A 22,016-nucleotide genomic window follows, 5' to 3' on the forward strand; every position below is an offset into this window, starting at 1 on the left:
TGCTGTTCTGGAGGATTGAAGCATGAAGATCACCAAGGTAACACCCATTTTCTGCGACGCGGCGTGGCGGGCTTTTACCTTCGTCAAGGTGGAAACTGACGAGGGTCTGGTTGGCTATGGTGAATGCACCGACAACAGCAGCGCGTTTGGCGTCGCTGGCTGTGTCAGGGACCTGGAACCGCGCCTTATCGGCAAAGACCCACGAGCCGTGGAGAGGCTCTACCGCGAGATGAGCCATCGCTTCCAGCATAACCCCGGGGGCATCGCCCAGAAAGCCATCGCCGGCATAGAAATCGCCCTCTGGGACATAAAGGCCAAGGCACTCAACGTTCCGCTCTATGAACTGTTTGGCGGGCCTGTTAACGATAAGATACGTATATACTGGTCTCATTGCGGCACCTACCGTGTCCGCAACCCCGAACTGTACCCGGACAAGCCAGCCCTGAAAACGTATGACGATATCGCCGCTCTGGGTGAAGAGGTAGCAGCCAATGGTTATACGGCGCTTAAAACCAATATTCTCACGCCCGGGGAGCCACCCCGTATGCTTTGGTCTTTGGAGCAGAATATAGATACTGGCATACTGAAAACCATTGACCGACTGATGAGCACCTTCCGCAAGGCGGTGGGCGATGATATTGACCTCTGCCTCGACCTGAATTTCAATTTCAAGACGGAGGGCTTCATTCAGGTCGCCAGGGTTGTTGAGCCGTATAACCTGATGTGGCTGGAAATGGATATCTACGACCCGGAGGCGCTCCTCCAGGTCAAGGAATCAACCAGAGTGCCCATCTGCTCCGGGGAAAGTATATACAACATGAAAGGCTACCTCCCCTATCTGGAAAAGCACGCCATGGACGTCTGCATGATAGACCTGCCCTGGAACGGATACATAGAATCGCGCCGCGTGGCTGCCCTGGCCGACATGTATGAGATGGTGACGGCGCCCCACAACTACTACAGCCACCTTTCAACCTTCATGAACGCTCATTTCTGTGCCTCCATACCCAACTTCAAGATTATGGAGACGGATGTCGACAGCGTGCCCTGGCGTGATGACATCACCACCGAGCTGCCGGATATAAGAGAGGGTTACATCTACCTGCCCAAAAAGCCGGGGATTGGGGTGGAACTCAACGAGAAGGAAATCGCCAGGCACCCGTGGCCTAAGTAAGTACCACGAACCATGTCTTGTTCAGGTTGTTACTTAAATTCCCCCTTTGAGAGAACGATTAGGACGATAAGTGTTATTGGAAATAATAGAGACAATGCATAGTAGGCTGCAATAATACCTGAGTTGCCCACATCGAAGCCGCCAAATGCTATTGGTGCTAACCAAATAATTGGAATTGTGGCGGCTGCGCCCGCAAATGCTAATCCCCATCTTCTGCAGAGTAAGGCACAGATACCTCCAACCATAGACACTATACCGGAAAAACCAGCGATGAAGGGTATCAGCCACTGCCATCCGAACGCAATTAGCTCCCACGTTTCCAATTGCCGTGGTGCCTCTAGATATAACAACGTGAAGATGTAAAAGGCAGAGGTAACCCCCCCAAACCCAGCCAGTATTTCAAATACCCCCGCTACTATTGGCATCCACTTCCTGCTCATGATACGCTCCCAGGTTTTTGGCTAGAATCGCTTACTTAGAGCTGCCTGACTGCTCCAGGCTCCTCAGCCAGCCCACCTCGTCCTTTTTTACGTCCAGAATTAGGAAGGTCTCGCTTTTCCTGATTCCCGGCACGCCGGCCAGGTAGTCCTTGACGAATTGGGTCAGCTCGCTGGAGGAGTGAAACCACGCACCGATAAACAGATCGTGGTTGCCGGTGCAGAGAGATACGTAGCGAACATTCGGGCAATTGGCCAGTGACTCGGAAATCTTATCGATTTGACCCAGTTCCACCTCAAGGGCAATGATGGCGATGATATTGTAGCCCAGTTTTGACGGATTCACGATTGCGGTGAAGGTGATGATGCCCTGTTCCTCGAGGTGCTGAATCCGCCGCCGGATCGTCGTTTCGCTTACGTTCAGTTTGCGGGATAGCTCCGCGCTGCTCTGCCGGGCATCCTTGGTCAGTTCCGCAATCAAACGAAGGTCCAGGTCATCCATGGCAGAAAATAGTATGGCACGAGATATCCCCGCTGTCAATTCATAAAATCAATAATATTTTCTACTTTTGAGCTTGGAAAAAGATATGAAATTGATGGTTCGCTGCTTTTAAACGACTTTGTTTCCCGTTTTGCCGAATTTATATATTTATATATTCAATTATGCTAATATTGGTCATATATTACGCGGCATATGCCCTTTTCCGCCACATCTTAGCCCTTGACCATAGAAATCACAGGGTTGATAATTATAGGCAGATAGCCTATTCCTTTTCAGAATGGCCGGTGAAAGGGGGGTGAAAATATGGTCACCTCTACTCAACTCAAGTCAAGCTATGTCGTCATTGATACGGAAAGGTGTAAAGGCTGCCAACTCTGCATTGCCTTCTGCCCCAAGGGAGTTTTAAAGCCCGCATCCCGCATCAACCGCATGGGTTATACGCCGGCCGAGGTCAACGAAGAGACCGCTCACGAATGCACCGGCTGCGGCATCTGCGCCCTGATGTGCCCGGACGTCGCCATTACCGTACATCGCCTCAATAAGGTGTGAGATTAAGTTGCCGTTTGACTTCTTTCGCTTTGGGGGTTTCCAATGTCTGAAAAGACTCTGATGGCAGGTAATATCGCCATTGCTGAAGGTGCCATTTTAGCCGGCTGCCAGGCTTATTTCGGCTACCCGATTACCCCCCAGAACGAGCTCCTCGAGCACATGTCAAAACGGATGCCTGAGGAGGGAAGGATTTTCCTGCAGACGGAAAGCGAGCTGGCCGCTATTAACATGGTATATGGCGCTGCGGCGTCCGGCTGTCGCGCCATGACTTCCACCTCCAGCCCCGGATTCAGCCTGCAGCAGGAAGGTATCTCCTACATGGCCGGCGCCGAAATCCCGGCGGTAGTGGTGAACGTGATGCGCGGTGGTCCCGGTTTGGGCACCATCGGCGGGGCACAGGGCGACTATTTTCAGGCCACCAAAGGTGGAGGCCACGGCGATTACCACGTGATTACTCTGGCACCGGCCTCGGTACAGGAGATGATGGACCTCACCATGCTCGCTTTTGAACTCGCCGATAAATACCGCAATCCGGTGGTTATGCTGCCGGACGGCTTCCTCGGCCAGGCCATCGAGCCGGTAACTATGCGCGAACCGGTCACGGAGGTGCCCGAGAAACCCTGGGCCATCACCGGCGCGGTTGGTCGGCCCAAGAACATAATCAATTCCTTTGCCATGGACCCGGTTAATTACCGCCCCCGGGTCGAGCTTTTACGCCATAAGTTCGAGAGAATAAGACAGGGCGAAGTCCGCTACGAAGGTATCCACCTCGACGATGCGGAACTGGTCATCGTCGCCTACGGCAGTGCTTTTCGTTCGGCAATGACGGCCATGAAAATGGCCCGCGAGGAAGGATTAAAAGTCGGCATATTCCGCCCCATCACCCTTTTCCCCTTCCCCGTTAAACCCCTGTCCGATTTATCACAGAATGGCAATCGTTTCCTGGTGGCGGAGCTGAGCCTCGGCCAGCTCATCGAAGATGTCAGGCTTTCGGTTAGTGCGGATTCCCAGGTGGCACTGGCCAATCAGTTCGGCGGCGTGCCCATCTCCCCCGACGAGATACTGGAAGCCGTTGAAAGAATCATGAAGTAACAGGTTAAGGTTGAAATGGCCCGGTTAGACGATAAAGAATTAGAGACAATACGATATCAGCGGCCGGAATCAATGGAGGAACATCCCTTCCATTTCTGCCCCGGCTGCGGTCACGGTATTGTTTTCCGTCTTGTCGCCGAGGTAATTGATGAGCTGAAAATCAGAGAAAGGGCGATATGCGTGGCCTCAATCGGCTGCTCGGTCAACTCTTACGAATTTTTCAAATTCGACGGCCTTGAGTCGGCCCACGGGCGTGCTCCCGCCGTGGCCACCGCCATCAAACGATGCCATCCCCACCTCATCCCCTTCACCTACCAGGGCGACGGCGACCTGGCCGCAATCGGCACCGCCGAAATCGTACACGCCTGCGCCCGCGGTGAAAACATCACCACTATCTTCGTCAATAACGCTATCTACGGCATGACCGGAGGCCAGATGGCCCCCACCACGCTCCTCGGTATGTACTCGACCTCAACACCAGACGGGCGAAAATCACCCCTTGCCGGCTACCCCATCCGCGTCTGTGAGATGCTGTCGACACTGGAAGGCACGGCATATATAGCCCGCGTTGCCGTGCACAGTCCGGCTGCGGTCAGAAAAGCCAAGCAGGCGATAAAGCTCGCTTTCCGTACTCAGCTTGCCGGCTTGGGAATGTCACTGGTCGAGGTGCTGTCTCCCTGCCCGACCAACTGGCGGGTGGAGCCCGTTAAGGCCATGGACTGGCTTGCGGAAAACATGCTTCCCCACTACCCGCTTGGAGAATATAAGGTGATTGAAGCCGTTGCGGCATTGAAAAAAGAGGTCGGCCATGCATGAGGAAATTTCCATAGGCGGTTTTGGTGGACAGGGGGTGCTGTTCATCGGGCGGCTGCTCACCGAGGCCGCTTTCAGAGAAGCGCGCGAAGTGGTATACATGCCCGCGTACGGGGCTGAGAAAAGGGGAGGCACCGTCTGGTGCAACGTTACCATCTCAGATGAACGCATCGGCGCTCTGTTTATTTCCCGGCCCACCGTCGCCGTGGCCATGAGTTCGGCTTCCCTGGCCAGGTTCGAACAGACCACCAAGTCGGGCGGACTGCTCGTGGTTAACCAGACACTGGTACCGGAAACAGTTGGGCGGAACGATATCGCTGTAGTCTACGTTCCAGCAAACGACCTGGCGGCAGAGGCCGGGGACAGCGGCATTGGCAATCTGGTGGTCCTCGGCGCGCTGCTTGCTTATCGTCCGGTCGTCTCTCTGAATAGCATTCACAAGATTATGGAGGAGACGCTTGCCAAGAAACAGAAGTTATTGAATATGAATCGGAAAGCACTGGAGAGCGGCTACAGCTGGACACAGACGGAATACGCGGGCCAGATACCGGGCCTGAAGAGCGGTGGATTACCATGTTCGATGAGAAGACACTGACCGATGCCCGCCAGGGGATGAAAAAATGGGAGGCTGAGGTTATTAAATCAGCCCCTGACCTGGCGGCAAAAAAACGGCTCTCCACCATTTCCGACCTGCTGGTAAACCCGATATACACTCCGGAAGATATTCGTAACCTGGGCTTCGAGCGTGATATCGGCTATCCCGGATTTTTTCCGTTCACCCGCGGCTGTCAGGCCACCGGCTACCGTGGTCGGGTCTGGACATTCCGCATGTTCTCCGGACTGGGCAACGCCGAGGATACTAACCGGAGATGGCACCAGCTCCTAAAAGAGGGCGAGACCGGCCTGAGCACCGCCTTCGATTTCCCCACCCTGATGGGCTACGATTCCGATTCTCCAAAGGCCAGAGCCGAGGTCGGCAAGTGCGGGGTGGCCATCGATACCCTGACCGATTTTGAAATTCTAACCAGGGATATCCCGTTGGGTGAAGTGACCACCTCCATGACCATCAACCCGCCCGCCAGTGCGCTCTGGGCAATGTACCTGGTAGCCGCCGAGAAGCAGGGGGTGAGCTGGGACAGGGTGGGCGGTACCATTCAAAACGACATGCTCAAAGAGTTCATCGCCCAGAAAACTTTTATGTGTCCGCCGGAACCGTCGATAAGGCTTATCAGCGACACCATCGAGTTCGGCACCAAATATGTGCCCCGCTGGAACACCATCAGCATCAGCGGCTACCATATCCGCGAGGCCGGTGCCACCGCCGTGCAGGAATTAGCCTTTACTCTGGCGGATGGGATTGCCTATGTTCAGGATGTCATCGAGCGTAAGAAACTTGACGTTGACGCTTTTGCGCCGAGGTTGTCTTTCTTTTTCGACTCTCACATGGACTTTTTTGAGGAAATCGCCAAGTTCCGGGCGGCGCGGCGGATGTGGGCCCAAATCATGAAGGACAGGTTCAAGGCCAAAAACTCCCGATCCTGGTGGCTGAGGTTCCACACCCAGACGGCCGGCTGCTCGCTGACGCACCAGCAACCACATAATAACATCATCCGCACCACCACCGAGGCGCTGGCGGCTGTCCTGGGCGGAACGCAGTCGCTGCATACCAATTCCTTCGACGAAGAATATGCCCTGCCCACGGAATTCGCCGCCACCATTGCCCTCCGCACCCAGCAGATACTGGCCGAGGAGACCGGCGTGGTCAATACCATCGACCCTCTGGCCGGTTCCTATTATATGGAGGCACTGACCCGCCAGATAGAAGATGAAGCCTGGAAATACATCAAACGAATCGATGATATGGGCGGTATGCTGGCGGCAATTGACCGTGGATTTCCACAGCGGGAGATTGCCAATGCCGCCTACAGGTTTAAACAGCAGGTGGATGCTCAGGAAAAGCTAATCGTGGGCGTTAATAAATACCTGGCCGAAGAGGAAACCCCGATTGAGATACTGAAGATTGACGAAAAGGTTGAAGCAGAACAGGTCAAAAGGCTGAAGAAAATAAAGAGAAGCCGGGACAGCCGGGCGGTGGCGCAAACCCTCAATGACCTCCGTGCCTCCTGCCGGAGCGATAAAAACGTCATGCCCTGTGTTATCGAAGCGGTCAGGGCTTATGCCACCGAGCAGGAAATCTGTGATGTCTACCGCGAGGTCTTCGGTGAGTACCACGATCCCGGTTTCTTCTAATTTGGAAAGGACAATGGAAAGAAAATTACGGGTGCTGGTTGCCAAGCCCGGCCTTGATGGCCATGACCGCGGCGCCAGGATTATCGCCCGCGGCTTCCGTGACGCGGGATTTGAAGTCATCTACACCGGCGTGCACCAGACCCCGGAGCAGATTGCAAGCGCCGCGATTCAGGAGGATGTTGACCTGGTCGGTTTAAGCTGCCTTTCCGGGGCGCACCTGTACCTGTTTTCCGAGGTAGTCAGACAGCTGAAGGCCAGCGGTGCCGGCGATATCACCGTCATCGGCGGCGGTATCATTCCGGAGGAAGATATTCCCAGATTAAAGGAAGCCGGCATCAGGCGCGTATTCCTGCCGGGTACCCCGATTGCTGAAATCGTCGACTGGACACGGAAAAACATACGGCCGGAAAGCCGTTCCCATACCTCATCCTGAAAGGCGGTGAAACCGTAAAGGCCAGGCCATCTATCCTCCCCGAATGCCTCTGCTGCTGTCATTCGCCGTCCAAGACCAGTTTATGGTATAACTATTCTGAAATCATTTTTTCAGACTTTACCGCTGCCAAATTTTCGATTGCTTGTCTTTAAAAAGTTACCGAACCCGCCACAGGTCTATTAATATGCCGGTAAAAGGGGGAAACAAACAATGAACGCATGGGAAGCAATGGTCAATATGCTTAAGGCTGAGGGAATCGAATATATCTTCGGTATAGGAGATTCCGGCTTGCAGCTCTATGCGGAGAAGATTGAAGGCATAAGAAACGTAAACCTGCGCTATGAGGGGTCGGCGCCGTTCATGGCCATGGCCTATGCCAGGCTGAGCGGGAGGCCTGGCGTTTGCACTGCCAGCATTGGACCCGGAACGGCAAACCTGCTTCCCGGCGTCTTAGAGGCATATTCCGGCTGCTCACCCCTGGTGATAATCAATGCCGCCAGCTCGCAGAAAACGTATGGCATGGGGGAGTTCCAGGAATCCGACCAGCTAGCCCAGATGAAGCCCATAACCAAATGGAGCGCCCGCATCCCTTACACCGAGAGAATACCGTGGTTTGTGCGCCGGGCTTTTTCCATAGCTGTCAACGGGCAGCCAGGGCCTGTTTTCCTGGAGATGCCTTATGATGTTAGCGGGAAAACGCGCTGGGAACTGCACGATATAGGAAATCCCCAGTATGTGCCGGCAAAGAAGATTCGCACCGGAGGTGACCTCGAGCTAATAAATGAAGCGGTTAAGCTTCTTACAAAGGCGGAAAGACCGGTGGCGATTTCCGGAAACGGAACAGTGCTGGCAGAAGCAGCCGAGGAATTCAAGCAGTTTATCGAGTCGCTGGGCATACCTTTTCTTACTACGCCAGGCGGAAGAGGTATTCTGCCTGAAACCCACCCGCTGGCCCTCGGCTTATGCGGTTACTACCGTACCAAAGTTGGGAAAGAAGTCTATTCCGATGCCGACCTGGTATTCACGGTTGGCACAAGAAATGAAAGTTACGAGACCCACCAGTGGCGCGACTTTCCCGAGGGAGCCAAGTTCATTCAGGTTGATATTTCACCAGAGGAGATAGGGAAGAACTGGATGCCTGATGTCGGCATTGTTGGCGACGCCAAACTTGTCTTGAGACAGCTTACCTACGCCGTTCAAGACGGTAGTCCGACAGGCAAAGGTTTCCGTGAAATGCCCAGGGTGAAGGAAGTTCTTAAAGCAAAAGAGGAGTTCAGGAAAGAGGTCGAGGCGGAGTGCATGGTAGATGAGACCCCAATACCGGCAAAGCGCGCCGTATATGAATTGAGCCGCGTCTTTGGCCGGAACACCGTCCTGGTCAGTGAGAACGGTTCGCAGGACTGCTGGTCATATTGCTGGCCGTATTACGAGGTACAGGACGGCTCGGAATGCGTGCCGGTTGCCGAGCAGACCTGCATGGGCATGGGCGTTGTCGGTGCCATTGCTGCCAAATTGACCAAACCGGAGAAAAATGTGGTCTGTGTCACCGGCGATGGCGCCTTCCAGATGTACATGAAAGAGTTGCCAACGGCAGCTCAGTATAAGGCAGGGTGTACATGGCTGGTTTTGAACAACTCCGCGCTTGGCTGGGTCAAGCATCATCAAATGACTGCGGCAGGCTGGAATACCAGCACCTTCCAGGTGCAGCCCGATTTCGTCAAATGGGCGGAGGCATGCCAGTGCTTGGGCAGGAGAGTGGAGAAAGCATCTGAGATTAAACCAGCCCTGGAAGAGGCCCTGAAGGCGAATAAAGACGGAAAGCCCGCGGTCATTGATGTGGCAGTTGGGCTTGATATGTCTCACTTCCAGCGAGCCGCGTGAAACGCTCGCAGAGCAAGGTAAAATATCCAGCTGAAAGAAGGGGGAGGGGATATGACCACAATCGCACTTATGGGGGCCGGCGGGCAGATGGGAATGCGGATTGCCTGTAAACTGAAAGGCCGCTCTGACTACAATACGCTCTACGTGGAAATCGGCGAGGAGGGAAAGAAAAATCTTGCCGGTCTGGGCCTTTCTGTAATTCCTCAAGATAAGGCAATCGAACAGGCCGATGTGGTCATACTGGCCGTACCCGACCGCCTGATTGGCCCGATTTGCAGCGACATCGTCCCCAAAATAAAAAGCGGCACCATGATTATGGGGCTCGACCCGGCGGCGGGGTATGCCGGAATGCTCCCCGACCGTAAGGATATCACTTACTTCATCACACACCCCTGCCATGCCCCCATGTTCGGTGACGAGACCGACCCTGAAGCCCAGCAGGACTTCTTCGGCGGCGACAAGGCAAAGCAGAGCATCGTTTGCGCCTTACACCAGGGACCGGAGGAAGACTATGCCAAGGGAGAGGCGATTGCCCGGGTGATTTATGCTCCCGTACTTCATTCTTACCGGGTCACCACGGAGCAGATGGCGATTCTCGAGCCGGCACTCGTTGAGACCCTAGGGCTTACCTGCGTTTACGTCATGAAAGAGGCCATGGATGAAGCGGTCAGGATGGGTGTGCCAGAGACAGTGGCGCGCGATTTTCTGTTTAGCCACCTCCGCTGTATGATGGGTGAGGTCTTTCTCTTGGAGGGTTCCACGCTCTCTGAAGGCGCCAAACTCGCTGTAGCCGAGGCGAAAAAACAAATATTCCAGCCCGGCTGGATGAATATCATGAAAATCGAGAGCATCAAGGAGAGTGTGCGGAAGATCACTCATGCTTCCGGCCCCTATACGACGCGTTTTCAGCACTCGGAGTAGAAATTTGATGATACAATTATTCAGCCATGCTTTTTAACCGGAAATCCACCAGGATATTCTACGGGTGGTGGATAGTCGGGGCTGCCTTCCTCATCGCGATGTACTGCGGTGGCGTCGTCTTCTACGGTTTTACCGCTATCTTTGAACCAATCGCCAATGACATGGGCTGGAGCTATGCGCAGATTTCCCTGGCGGCTTCATTGCGCGGCCTTGAGCTCGGCCTGCTGGCACCGCTCACCGGCATATTGACCGACCGACTGGGCCCACGCCGCCTCATTTTCGCTGGGGCGATTATTACGGCCCTGGGGCTTTTCCTTCTCAGCCGGACCACATCGCTGGCCACGTTTTACGGTGCCTTCGCCCTCATCGCCATAGGCATGAGCGCCACCACTCTCACCGTGCTGATGACCGCCGTCGCCAGCTGGTTCCGCTTAAAGGTGGGCATCGCCTGCGGTATCGCCATGTCCGGTTTTGGCTTCAGCGGCCTGCTTGTGCCCCTGATTGTTAAACTCATTGACATCTTTGATTGGCGGATGACCATATCCATTCTGGCCGCTGGTGTGCTGGCCATAGTCCTTCCGCTCTCCTTTGTTTTTCGGCACCGACCCGAACAGTACGGTTACCAGCCCGATGGCCTTGAAGAAGCTTCTTCACCGTTATCCAACACCTCCACTGCTACACAGTCCCCCAAATCGAACTTCAGAGTAACGCAGGTGCTTAGAAGCGTCACGTTCTGGCGCATTGCCATGACCTTCATGGTCCACGTTATACTGATAAGCAGCGTTATCACCCACATTATGCCGTACCTGAGCAGCATTGGTATGGACAGGACCAGGGCTGGCTTCGTGGCCATGATATTACCGATATTGAGCGTCGGGGGGCGTCTGGGCTTCGGCTGGCTGGCGGACAGGTCGGACCGGCGACGGGTGGCGTCCATTGCCTTTGGCCTGATTACCATCGGTTTGTTCTGTTTCGGTTCCGCCCCCAGTGCCGGTCTTTGGCTGCTGGTTCCCTTTCTCTTCCTTTTCGGTGTCGGCTACGGCGGCTCTACCGGTATAAGGCCTTCCTTAGTAGTCGAGTACTTCGGCCGTGCTAATTTTGGGAGTATCTTTGGCTTTATCGTCGGTATCAACGCCCTGGGCGGTATCGTCGGGCCGTTCCTGGCGGGATGGGTATTCGATACCTGGGGCAGCTACCAGGGAGTCTGGCTCGCCTCTTCTGGACTCGCGGTTGCCGCGGTATTGCTGATTTACAATGTTTCACCGGTTAAAATAATCCCTGAATCTGATACCAGAGATTGAGAAGGAGGTATTCAATGACAGCAAGAGGGGCATTGAGACTTTCGGAAAAGGACAACGTGGCCACGCTTCTTGAGGATGCAGCGCCCGGAACCGGGGTGCTGATTCACCTCGGCAAAGAGACCGGTACCGTTAACGCCAGAGAAAGCATACCTTTCGGTTTCAAAATCGCCGTGACTGACATTGCCAGAGGCGCCGCTATCATCAAGTACGGCGAACCTATCGGCATCGCCTCGCGCGACATCAAAAAGGGAGAGATGGTCCATATCCACAACCTGGAAGGCGCACGGGGCAGAGGAGACTTAACAAAAGGAGACGTCAAATGAATTTCTCAGGATATGCAAGGCCGGATGGCTCGGCTGGGACCCGCAATTATGTCCTTATAATCCCCTGGGGATTCCTGCCCGCCAAAATATGCGACATCGTTGACGGAACGAAAACAATTCTGAGCCCGGATTACGGCGGCGGCCGTACCAGCCGCGACCGTGAGACCATCGCGCGCACCCTGATAGGACTGGGGCGGAATCCAAATGTTGCCTCAGTTATTATCCATACGCTAAGCCCGGGTGCGGGATACCCGGAACTAAAGCCGGCTCGCCTCGCTGAGGAGATAGCCAAGTCGGGGAAGCGTGTGGAGATACTCGATGTGGCCAAAGAAGGGAGCACGTTCCGAGCTCTGGAGAAAGGAGTCCAGCTGGCAAGGGAGATGGTACTGGAGGCCTCCCGCCTCAGACGGCAGCCCTTCGATTTGAGCAATCTGGCCGTTGGTGTGAAATGCGGTCACTCGGATACGACCTCCGGCATTGCCGGCAACCCGGTCATTGGCAACCTCTTCGACCGCATTATCGATGGCGGTGGTACCGCCTTCTTCGGTGAGACCACGGAAATTATCGGCGCGGAACACATACTGGCCAAACGCGGCGTTAACGAAAACGTCTCCCGGCGCATCCTCGATGCCGCTGCCGAGACCGAGGCCATCGCCAAATCCACCGGCGAGGACATTCGCACCGTTAACCCGGTGCCTTCCAACATCGCCGGAGGCATATCCTCACTGGAAGAGAAGTCGCTGGGCGCCATCCACAAGTCGGGGTCAGCACCGATACAGGGTGTGCTCAAGTACGGAGAAAGGCCGGAAGGAAAGGGCCTGTACTTTGTGGACAACTGGATGAGCATGGGCTCCATCTTCGCCGGCTACGCTGCCTCCGGGGCGCAGCTGGTCATCTTTCAACTGGGAGGCGGGGGAGTGGTGGGCAATGACCTGCTGCATACTTCAACTGCCGTCATCGCCCCGCTCCTGTGGACGACGGCCAATCCCAAGACGCTGGCCATGGCACCAACCAGCATTGACTTCTACTCCGGCACGGTCATCGAAGGCGAGGATACGATTGAAGAAGCTGGTAAAAAGCTCCTGCAGGTAGTGCTGGACATCGCCTCCGGCACCATGACCAAAGTGGAGACCCTGCGCCACACCGACCCGACCCAGATTTATCTGAGGGACCCGTGTTTTTAATACCTGTCGCTTTTTCCTGACTTTATATCCCTGCCAACATCCTGTAAACTAGGAAGCAAAATCGATGGAGGACGGATTAAATGAGTGACCAACAGGTCGGCGGCTATGCCGGCAAGATTTTAAGAGTCAATTTGTCTGATAACAGTACCGCTGTGGAAACACCCGATGCCCCATTCCTTCGAAAATACCTCGGCGGTGCCAGCTTGGGCACCTATTTTCTGTGGAAGGAACTGGAGCCGGGGGTCGATGCCCTCGGGCCGGATAACAAGTTGATCTTCGCTGCAGGACCACTGACCGGGATACCGCTACCCGGCAGCGGTCGCAACTGCATCGTCGCCAAATCGCCACTGACCGGCGGCATCGCCAAGTCGGAAGTCGGTGAATTCTGGGGCGCGGAAATGAAACGCGCCGGCTATGATGCCATTATCGTCGAAGGAAAAGCAGAGAAACCGGTCTACCTCTGTGTCAATGATGGCGAGGTATCCATCAGAGACGCGGGACATCTCTGGGGCAAAAATACCAAAGAAGCGCAGCAGATGGTCAGAGCCAAGCTTGGTGACGACAAGATACGATTGGCCCTCATCGGTCCGGCGGGAGAAAACCTGGTGCGCTATGCCTGTGTTATGAACGGGCTCTACGACGCCGCGGGGCGGGGTGGCACCGGGGCCGTGATGGGCTCGAAGAACCTCAAGGCAATTGCCGTCAGGGGACATCAGTCACCGGCAATGGTAAGCTCCAGACCGATACCGGAACTGAGAAAATGGTTGAAAGAAAACTGGGAAACGTTACGGGGTTTCTGGGAATACGGCACTGGCATCGGCATGGATGGTTTTGAAGCCGTCGGCAACCTGCCGGTGAGAAATTTTCGGGATGGTCTATTCCCTTCGGTAAAGAAGATTGACGCACCCGCCGTTATGAATAACATCGGTATCAAAATGGACGCCTGCTTTGCCTGCACCGTCCGCTGCAAGAAGGTGGTCCAGGTAAAGAAACCTTACGTTGTCGACCCCGCCTACGGAGGGCCGGAGTATGAGACCCTGGCTTCAATCGGTTCCAACTGCGGCATCGATAACCTCGAGGCCATTGCCAAGGGCAACGAACTCTGCAATGCTTACTCCCTGGACACCATTTCCATCGGTGAAGTCATCGCCTTTGCCATGGAATGCTTTGAGAACGGCCTGCTCAGCACGGCAGATACCGGCGGTATTGAACTGAGGTTTGGCAGCACGGAGGCGATGTTGAAGCTTATCGAGATGATTGCTCGACGCGAGGGCATTGGCGATTTGCTGGCCGAGGGCGTTGCCCGTGCCGCGCAGAGAATCGGCAAAGGGGCGGAAGCTTATGCCATTCATGTAAAAGGGCTGGAGGCCGGCATGCACGAGCCGAGGGTCAAGCTCGGCCTCGGCCTTGGCTTCATGGTCAATCCTCATGGTGCCGACCACTGCTGCAACCTGCACGATACTATGTATACCAATGTCGCCGACTGGCGAGGCAAAGAGATGGCGCATTTGGGTATGCCCGGCCCGTTTCCGGCCGACGATATCGGCCCACGCAAGGTAGCACTATTCCGTTTTGTACAGTCAAAACTCATCGTCTTCGACTCACTGGTGGTCTGTCAGTTTTTGCCCTATTCTTATGAGCAAATAAACGGCCTTCTATCGGCGGTGACCGGATGGGATACCAGCGTCAATGAGTTGATGCGTATCGCGGAAAGGACGCTTACCATGGCCAGGCTGTTCAACCTTCGTGAGGGACTTACCGCCGCCGACGATAAGTTACCGCAGCGCTTCTTCCAGCCGAAAACTGATGGCGTGCTGGCCGATAAAGCGCTGGACCCGGAGAAAATGGAACTGGCCAGGAGATATTACTATACTTTGATGGGCTGGGACGAAGAAACCGGCGTTCCCAGGCCGGAAAAAGTGGAGGAGCTGGAAATCTCTTAATCGGTTACTGATAGCGGCCACCGGTGTCAGCCGCTGAGCAGGATTTCGTGCACCTTACCGGCGAAGTCCTCGCTTTCAGCGTCGTCGGTAATAATCTGAATCTGTTCCGGGGAGCTTACTCCCAACCCCAGCTCCACTGCCCGGGCAATCTGGTCCTGCCCGAAGATAGGGCCTTTACTGACCTCCGGCGTCGTGCCGAAAAATCGCAGGATGGCCACACCCACCGCGTCTATAGCCACCCGGTCGCTGCCGGCCAGTATTACATCAGCATTCACCCGTGTACCCTTATCGGGTCCACCATCTACGAAGGCCTCCACCCCATCCAGCACGACCAGGTCCGGATTATAGGCGGTATTTATTTCGGCTATCATCTGCCGCTGGTAGCGCGAGCTGTGCAGCTCGCCCATATAGGGATATCCGGTACGGGGCACCAGCCCCACAGAATTCTTCAGCGACAGGGTAAAGTGGCCGCCATAGGCATGTGTTTTGAGACAGCAGGTCTGGACAATCGTTTCCGCTTCCAGATAGGCCCGGGCAAAGAGGAAACCGTCCTGCCAGTGGCTGTCACTCGGCTTAACATGAACCCACCCCTCGGGCCCGAGTTCCTGAAGGTTGACCACCTCAATTCCCAGTTCCTTGGCCAGCGGGAAGATACCTTTCTTCTCCATCACATCACGGGTATTGGGCGGGCCGCTGCGTTCGGCCAGAGTTATGCTGCTGGCCCCCATTTCCTGCAGGTCCAGGACCAGAGCGCGCAGGGTATCGTTGTGCGTTGAGCCTGGAGCAGGGTCGGCGGTGTTGAAGTTCGGTTTGAGGGTTACTGCCTTGCCCTTCACCGGATTGGTCTCAAGCAGCGCAATTCCTCTCCGTACTCCTTCCACTCGGTTTTGAGTGCGCACCAGGCTTACTCTGGTTAAACTATCTGTATTGGTCATTGTCGACTCCTTTGCTGCCGCCGGAACGGTCGTCTTTTTTGTCGGCTCCGCCTTTCTCAAGCAGGCCGGAAGAAACGATGCTATCAGTGCCAGCCCACCCATCAAGGCCAGCTCTTTTAAAAACTCTCTTCTGCCCAGTTTTTTGAGCCGTGCCTGACCTTTGGATTCGTGATACGATAACATCTCGCCTCCCGTTGGTCATCCCATGTTTTCCAGGTCAAACACAGCACACCGGTATCATTTTCATATTAAGTGCCGCCTAATCTGCCTGTCAAGGACGCTTTGAATTTTTTGTTATCCGAGGGTAAACTGGTAGCGAGATTCGTGACATTCACTTTTTCAAGCATCGGCGAATATAATAACATGTCGATTTCTTAATTATGAAGTGAAATCATCTTGACCTGGTAACAGATTTTTCAAAACGCGGAGCAAAGGAGAATATGAAATGGCGAGAGCTCTGGAAGGTATACGCATCATTGATTTAACCCACGTTTTGGCCGGAGCCATGGCGACCATGATACTTGCCGACCTCGGTGCCGAGGTTATCCACGTTGAGCCACCGTATGGTGACGATGCCCGAGAATTCGGTCCTTTCGCCGGCGAGGCCGGCAAGAACCGCAGCGCCTATTTCGTCAGCCTTAACCGAAACAAAAAAAGCATGGTCCTGAACTTGAAGCACGAAAAGGGAAAACAAATCCTCCGTAAGCTTATCAAGATTTCCGATGTTATCATTGAAAACTATCGCCCCACCACCCTGCCGGAACTGGGATTCGGCTGGGCAGAGATTCAAAAAATAAACCCGGCCATCATCTATGCTTCCATATCCGGGTTCGGCCACGATACGCCGCCGGAATACCGTTCCCGTCCGGCCTATGACATTATCGCGCAGGCGTACAGCGGGTTCATGAGCATCACCGGCCCCGAAGACGGCGCCCCGTGCCGGGCTGGTGCATCGATAGGAGACATTTTCTCCGGCCACCAGGCAGCCATCGGCATACTCGCCGCCCTGATGCACCGTGAAAAAACCGGCCGGGGCCAGCGCTATGACGGCTCAATGCTGGATGGTCTGTTCTTCGTTCTGGAAAACGCCGTTGCCCAGTACACGGTTGGCCACCAGATTCCCAAGCCGCTCGGTTCCGCCCACCCCAGTATCGCTCCCTTTCAGACCGTATCCACCAGAGATGGCTGGATGGTCATTGCCATCGGCAACGATAATATCTGGAAACGGTTCTGTACGGCGATTGGTCGGGAGGATTTGAGCACGCAACCCGAATTCGAGACCAATTCGCTGCGCTCCAAGAACAGAAAAGCACTGATTGAAATCGTGGAAAGGGAAATGAGGAAAAAAACCACCCGTGCCTGGAGCAAGATTCTGGAAAGGGAATCAATTCCCCACTCCCCCATAAACAATATCAGGCAGGTCTGCGAGGACCCCTGTATTCAATACCGGAATATGCTGGTGGAAATAGAACAGCCTCAGATAGGCAGGGTAAAGATCGCCGGTTCACCGTTTCATCTTTCAGAAACGCCGGGAGAGGTTTATGCACCGGCCCCTCTGCTGGGAGAGCACACCGGGGAAATCCTGAAAAACCTTCTCGACTATTCCGACGAGGACATCGCCCATTTGAAGGATGATGGCGTGATTAATCACGGGTGAGTCCTGACCCGAGCTTATCCCCCCGATGACAATGTCAAGTGTTATCATTATAATATTGTAATAAATATATAAAATTATTACATTAATTTTATTAAATGGAGGGCAAAATGAAACGGAAAAAGATTAGGCTGCTGGTTGTCCTGCTTATAATCGTGGCCACTGGTGTGGGACTCTGGTGGGGTTTTGGCCGTTCTGCGGCAGAATCTCCCGGTGAAATTCTGACTTCAGGTTTTATCGAAGCCAGAGACGTTTCCATTGCCGCCGAGACCGGCGGTCGCATTGCCGAAATCACGGTCGACGAAGGCGACCAAATCGCGTCCGGCGCCACCCTTGTCATACTGGACGATTCACTGCTTACCGCCCAGAAAAGACAGGCGGAAGCCAACGTAAATCTGGCCCGTGCCTATCTGCAACAGGCCTTAATAGCACGGGACGGCGCGGAAAAGGCCTGGGAAAACGCCCTCGAGGTGCAGCGCAATCCCATGGAGCTGGAATCAAGAATTATTACCGCGGAAGGTGAGCTGGCGCTGGCCGAACTGAACCTGGCAAAAGCCGAGGAACTTGAAACGGAGTGGAACCTGGCCGTGGCTGAAATCCAGCTCGATACTGCTCAGAAGCTTCTGGAAAATTTCGAGAAGGCAGAACATACCGTGGGCATGGGCTCCCAGTATGACCGCATGGCAAAAACCATTCCCGCGGCCGGTGAACTGGCTATCGCTGAGCTCAATCTTGACTATCAGACGGAATTAATCGATTACTTCATCATTCCAGCGGCTGAACTCCGCGTGGCAACCGCACAGAAAGCGCTCCAGAACCTGCTGGCCATCAGGGATAACCCCCAGGAACTCAACACGGCGGTGGACAATACCTATACTGCCTACCAGGCGGCTGTGGCCGCCACGGAAGCCGCCGAGCTACAGGTCGAGCAGGTTGAAGCTTCCCTCAACGTAATCAATGTACAGCTTGACAAGCTTACCGTGGCCTCGCCTGTATCCGGTGTGGTCGTCTCACGCCATGCGGAAGCAGGAGAAATCGCCCAGCCGGGCTTTCCGATACTGACCGTAACCGGACTGGACGAAGTAACGCTGACCGCCTATGTTCCAGAACGCAAAATCGGTCTGGTCAAGCTGGGACAGGAAGTGCAGGTATCCGTTGACTCCTATCCCGACGAGTATTTTCCCGGCACCATTGTCTACATATCCCCGAATGCGCTGTTTACCCCCAAGAATATCCAGTTGAAAGAAGAACGTGAGAAGATGGTCTTTGCCGTCAAAATCAGCCTGGCCAATCCAGAACAGAAACTGAAGTCGGGTATGCCCGCAGATGCGCGAATACTGACCGATGCTGAAGGTAAATAAACATGAATACCCCGGCTATTGAGGCCCGCGGGCTTCAGAAGAAATATGATAACGTTCTCGCCGTTAGCGGCCTTGACCTGCGCATCGAGCGCGGGGAGATGTTCGGCCTCGTGGGCGCCGATGGCGCCGGCAAGACAACGACCATCCGCATGCTCTGCACTCTTGTTTTGCCCTCCGCCGGTGAAGCCCGGGTCCTCGGTATGGACACGGTGAGGGATACGGCCGGCATCAAGGAAAAAATCGGCTATGTCGCAGAACGTTTCAACCTTTACCCTACCCTGACGGTAGAGGAAAACCTGTCTTTTTTCGCCAGGCTGCGTAATATACCTGCTGAAGTGAGCGAAGAACGGATGAAAGAGCTGCTTCATTTCTGCCGTCTGGAACCGTTCCGCAAAAGGCATGCCGAGCACCTTTCCGGCGGAATGCAGAAGAAGCTGGCGCTGGCCTGCAGCCTGATCCATGAGCCCGAGGTCATTTTCCTCGATGAGCCCACCACCGGTGTTGACCCGGTCTCCCGGCGCGACTTCTGGCGTATTATCGCCAGCTTCCTGGCCAGGGGCATTACCGTGCTGGTATCGACCCCCTATCTGGATGAAGCGGAACGTTTTAACCGCATCGCCTTCATGCACAAAGGTCAGATAACCGCCTGCGATACACCGCAGAACCTGAAAGCCCGGTTTCCCGGTGAGTTGCTGGAGATAAGGACCTCACAGGTCAACAAGGTCGTCACCGTTTTGCCACAGGCACCGTTCGTGCAATCGGCACAGATATTTGGCGACACCGTCCATGTCATGGTCGACCGAGCGGAAGAACGCCGCGCCGAAATCAACCGTTTGCTGAAGGAACAATCCATTCCGGTTACTGACCTGCGACTTATTTCCGCGGGACTTGAAGACATCTTTGTCACCCAGCTTGCCGGGCTTGAGGACAGGTTGACAAGCTGGAGCGCCGCGGAAAATTCGGTGGATTTTGTGGCCAAAGAAAGCAGCCCGAGCGAAGACGCTATCCAGGTAAATGACCTTAGCAAAAACTTCGGTGATTTTACCGCCGTCGACCGTGTGAGCTTTAACGTCAGGAGCGGCGAAATCTTCGGCCTCCTCGGCCCCAATGGTTCCGGAAAGACCACCACCATCCGCATGATTACCGGCCTTCTGGCACCGACAGCAGGTAATACCTACGTCATGGGTGAAGATATGTCGGTAATGGCGGATATTGTACAGGCAAGAATCGGTTATATGTCGCAGAAGTTCTCGCTCTTTAACGACCTCACCGTGGAGGAGAACATTAATTTTTACGGTAATCTGTATTCGTTGCCGGCGTCTTTGCTCAAAGAAAGGAAAGAATGGGTGCTCAACATGGCCGGACTTCGCGGCAAGGAGAAGGCAATGGCCGCCGAGCTCGCCGGCGGCTGGAAACAGCGTCTTGCCCTGGGCTGCACCATCATCCACAGCCCCGAGGTGGTTTTCCTGGACGAACCGACGGCCGGGGTCGACCCGCTATCCCGCCGTGCGTTCTGGGAACTGATTCAGGAACTATCCACACGCGGCACGACCATATTCATCACCACCCATTACATGGATGAGGCCGAGCACTGTCACCGGCTGGGCCTGATGTATCAGGGCAGTCTCATCGCCTTGGGCAGTCCCCACCAGCTGAAAACGGAGCAGGTAAAAGGCGAACTTCTTGAGGTCGCCAGCTCAGACTACGCCCGGTCGCTGGCGCTGCTTTCGGCAGACCCCCGCTATCATCAGGTAAGCCTGTTCGGCAGCGCCATACACGTTGTTGTTGACGAGGCCAGAATAGCCTCACCGAAAATCAAACGGCTTCTGGAGTCCGGCGGGGTTACCTTACACGGTATCAACCGCATTCCATTCTCGATGGAGGATTTGTTTATCTCACTGATGGAAGCACAGGAAATGAACCACTCCGCTTCGTTGGCGCAGAAAGGAGACTGATATGTGGCAGCGAATGATAAGCATCATAGTCAAGGAATTTATCCAGCTCAGGCGTGACCGGCGCTCCATGGCCATGGTGTTTGCCCTGCCCATAATACAGATGTGCATCCTGGGCTATGTGGTGAGGACCGATATCAAAGATGTTTCGCTGGCGGTCTGGGACGCCAGCAACACGGTGGAAAGCCGTGAACTGATTGAGAGCTTTGACCAGACGGAGTTTTTCAACGTGAACTACTACGCCTTCGACTATGAAGAAATCACCATGCGCATCGAATCGGGAGATGCCAGGGGCGCGCTGGTGATTCCGCCCGAATACGCAAGGAATATCAATCGCGGAGAACCCGCTCCGGTACAATTTTTCACGGATGGGTCGGAGCCTGGAGCCGGTATCCAGTCGCTGGCCAACGCCAACCTTATCGCGGCGGCCAAGGGCGCCGAACTGATGAGCAAAAAACAGCTGAGCGAAGTGCAGTTGCCTATCTCGCTCCAGCCGCGAATCTGGTACAACCCGGCCATGCAGAGCTCCGTGTTTTACCTGCCGGGGTTTGTGGGGATACTTATGCAGAACATCACCATCATCCTTACCTCCCTGGCCCTTGTCCGCGAGCGTGAACATGGCACCATGGAGCAGCTCAATATATCGCCGCTGCGCCGGGGTGAGCTTATCATCGGCAAGCTGATACCATATGTTATCATCGGCTATGCACAGCTACTTCTGGTGATTAGCACCGCCATCGTCGTCTTCAGTATGCCCATGCGCGGTAACTTCCTGCTTCTTTTAGCCCTGTCCTCTTTGTTCCTCATGTTCTCGCTGGCCCTCGGCCTTTTGATTTCCACTATTTCACAGAACCAGTTCCAGGCCATGCAGGCCAGCTTCATGGTGCTGGTACCCACCATCTTTCTCAGCGGCTTCATCTTCCCCGTCGAGTCCATGCCCAGAGTGGCGCAATGGATTGCCTCGGTCATCCCCCTCACCTATTACCTGCGTATTCTGCGCGGCATCGTGGTGAAGGGTGTGGGCATCGAATACCTTTGGCAGGAGGCAGCGATTCTCGCCGCCATGACCGCGGTCACCCTCATCATTGCCACCGTCAGGGTACGTAAAAGCCTCGACTAGGCTAGAAGTGCACATATTATGCCTCTTGGCATTTCTTAAGCTTGACACGCCTGCTATAATATAGTACTGTGAATGTAGCTAACATTATGTTAGATTTTTTATGGCCATTTAATGTGCTAATTGGCATTTATATTGACATTTTTTAGTGACATATCGCACTTTCCCTTTCCTCGCCGTGCCGCGTTTAATTC

General features: G+C 54.7%; 20 protein-coding genes. 17 read left to right on the forward strand and 3 right to left on the reverse strand.

Annotation, left to right across the window (positions count from 1 at the left end):
• Positions 1-22: 22 nt before the first annotated feature.
• Positions 23-1,174, forward strand: a complete 1,152-nt coding sequence (locus KKD83_05275) for a mandelate racemase/muconate lactonizing enzyme family protein (protein ID MBU2535561.1) — start codon at positions 23-25, stop codon at positions 1,172-1,174.
• A gap of 29 nt (positions 1,175-1,203) precedes the next feature.
• Here KKD83_05275 and KKD83_05280 read toward each other — a convergent pair whose 3' ends face one another.
• Together KKD83_05280 and KKD83_05285 are read right to left on the reverse strand one after the other, a co-directional pair.
• Entirely contained in the window at positions 1,204-1,614 is a 411-nt protein-coding gene (locus KKD83_05280; protein MBU2535562.1) for a hypothetical protein, read from the reverse strand.
• A 31-nt stretch (positions 1,615-1,645) separates the two neighbouring features.
• Positions 1,646-2,152, reverse strand: a complete 507-nt coding sequence (locus KKD83_05285) for an Lrp/AsnC family transcriptional regulator (GenBank protein MBU2535563.1) — start codon at positions 2,150-2,152, stop codon at positions 1,646-1,648.
• 264 nt (positions 2,153-2,416) lie between these two features.
• Between KKD83_05285 and KKD83_05290 the strand changes: the two genes are divergently transcribed.
• The 12 genes from KKD83_05290 to KKD83_05345 all read left to right on the forward strand — a co-directional run bounded on the left by KKD83_05290 (position 2,417) and on the right by KKD83_05345 (position 14,803).
• A complete protein-coding gene (locus tag KKD83_05290) occupies positions 2,417-2,662 on the forward strand; it encodes a ferredoxin family protein (protein ID MBU2535564.1) in 246 nt (81 codons plus the stop codon).
• Between the two features lie 42 nt (positions 2,663-2,704).
• Positions 2,705-3,754, forward strand: a complete 1,050-nt coding sequence (vorB, locus tag KKD83_05295) for a 3-methyl-2-oxobutanoate dehydrogenase subunit VorB (protein ID MBU2535565.1) — start codon at positions 2,705-2,707, stop codon at positions 3,752-3,754.
• 15 nt (positions 3,755-3,769) lie between these two features.
• Complete coding sequence (locus KKD83_05300; protein ID MBU2535566.1) at positions 3,770-4,570, forward strand: 2-oxoglutarate oxidoreductase; 801 nt, start codon at positions 3,770-3,772, stop codon at positions 4,568-4,570.
• Positions 4,563-5,162: a 2-oxoacid:acceptor oxidoreductase family protein gene (locus tag KKD83_05305; GenBank protein MBU2535567.1), complete on the forward strand. Its 600-nt coding sequence runs from the start codon at positions 4,563-4,565 to the stop codon at positions 5,160-5,162. The genes KKD83_05300 and KKD83_05305 overlap by 8 nt, the downstream gene beginning before the upstream one ends.
• The gene (locus tag KKD83_05310) at positions 5,141-6,817 is read left to right on the forward strand and encodes a methylmalonyl-CoA mutase family protein (protein MBU2535568.1); all 1,677 of its coding nucleotides are present in this window, start codon (positions 5,141-5,143) and stop codon (positions 6,815-6,817) included. The genes KKD83_05305 and KKD83_05310 overlap by 22 nt, the downstream gene beginning before the upstream one ends.
• Positions 6,818-6,830: 13 nt before the next feature.
• Positions 6,831-7,250, forward strand: a complete 420-nt coding sequence (locus KKD83_05315) for a cobalamin B12-binding domain-containing protein (protein MBU2535569.1) — start codon at positions 6,831-6,833, stop codon at positions 7,248-7,250.
• Positions 7,251-7,460: 210 nt separating this feature from the next.
• Entirely contained in the window at positions 7,461-9,131 is a 1,671-nt protein-coding gene (locus KKD83_05320) for a thiamine pyrophosphate-binding protein (protein MBU2535570.1), read from the forward strand.
• Positions 9,132-9,182: 51 nt separating this feature from the next.
• Positions 9,183-10,052 (forward strand): semialdehyde dehydrogenase, encoded by an 870-nt coding sequence (locus KKD83_05325; GenBank protein ID MBU2535571.1) that lies wholly within the window; start codon positions 9,183-9,185, stop codon positions 10,050-10,052.
• 26 nt (positions 10,053-10,078) lie between these two features.
• The gene (locus KKD83_05330; GenBank protein MBU2535572.1) at positions 10,079-11,353 is read left to right on the forward strand and encodes an MFS transporter; all 1,275 of its coding nucleotides are present in this window, start codon (positions 10,079-10,081) and stop codon (positions 11,351-11,353) included.
• 14 nt (positions 11,354-11,367) lie between these two features.
• On the forward strand, positions 11,368-11,676 hold the full coding sequence (locus tag KKD83_05335) for a UxaA family hydrolase (GenBank protein ID MBU2535573.1): 309 nt from the start codon (positions 11,368-11,370) through the stop codon (positions 11,674-11,676).
• The gene (locus KKD83_05340; GenBank protein MBU2535574.1) at positions 11,673-12,860 is read left to right on the forward strand and encodes a UxaA family hydrolase; all 1,188 of its coding nucleotides are present in this window, start codon (positions 11,673-11,675) and stop codon (positions 12,858-12,860) included. The genes KKD83_05335 and KKD83_05340 overlap by 4 nt, the downstream gene beginning before the upstream one ends.
• A gap of 80 nt (positions 12,861-12,940) precedes the next feature.
• A complete protein-coding gene (locus KKD83_05345) occupies positions 12,941-14,803 on the forward strand; it encodes an aldehyde ferredoxin oxidoreductase family protein (GenBank protein MBU2535575.1) in 1,863 nt (620 codons plus the stop codon).
• A gap of 26 nt (positions 14,804-14,829) precedes the next feature.
• On the opposite strand, the gene KKD83_05350 is transcribed toward KKD83_05345, so the two are convergent.
• Positions 14,830-15,921, reverse strand: a complete 1,092-nt coding sequence (locus KKD83_05350) for a DUF362 domain-containing protein (GenBank protein MBU2535576.1) — start codon at positions 15,919-15,921, stop codon at positions 14,830-14,832.
• A gap of 262 nt (positions 15,922-16,183) precedes the next feature.
• Here KKD83_05350 and KKD83_05355 point away from each other — a divergent pair, with 262 nt between their 5' ends.
• The 4 genes from KKD83_05355 to KKD83_05370 all read left to right on the forward strand — a co-directional run bounded on the left by KKD83_05355 (position 16,184) and on the right by KKD83_05370 (position 21,825).
• Positions 16,184-17,395, forward strand: a complete 1,212-nt coding sequence (locus tag KKD83_05355) for a CoA transferase (GenBank protein ID MBU2535577.1) — start codon at positions 16,184-16,186, stop codon at positions 17,393-17,395.
• A 107-nt stretch (positions 17,396-17,502) separates the two neighbouring features.
• Positions 17,503-18,753 carry an efflux RND transporter periplasmic adaptor subunit gene (locus KKD83_05360; GenBank protein MBU2535578.1) on the forward strand — a complete coding sequence of 417 codons (1,251 nt, stop codon included), beginning with the start codon at positions 17,503-17,505 and terminating at the stop codon, positions 18,751-18,753.
• 2 nt (positions 18,754-18,755) lie between these two features.
• On the forward strand, positions 18,756-20,708 hold the full coding sequence (locus tag KKD83_05365) for an ATP-binding cassette domain-containing protein (GenBank protein ID MBU2535579.1): 1,953 nt from the start codon (positions 18,756-18,758) through the stop codon (positions 20,706-20,708).
• Between the two features lies 1 nt (position 20,709).
• The gene (locus tag KKD83_05370) at positions 20,710-21,825 is read left to right on the forward strand and encodes an ABC transporter permease (GenBank protein MBU2535580.1); all 1,116 of its coding nucleotides are present in this window, start codon (positions 20,710-20,712) and stop codon (positions 21,823-21,825) included.
• The last annotated feature ends 191 nt before the right edge of the window (positions 21,826-22,016 follow it).

Source organism: Chloroflexota bacterium, assembly GCA_018829775.1.
GTDB lineage: Bacteria > Chloroflexota > Dehalococcoidia > Dehalococcoidales > RBG-16-60-22 > E44-bin89.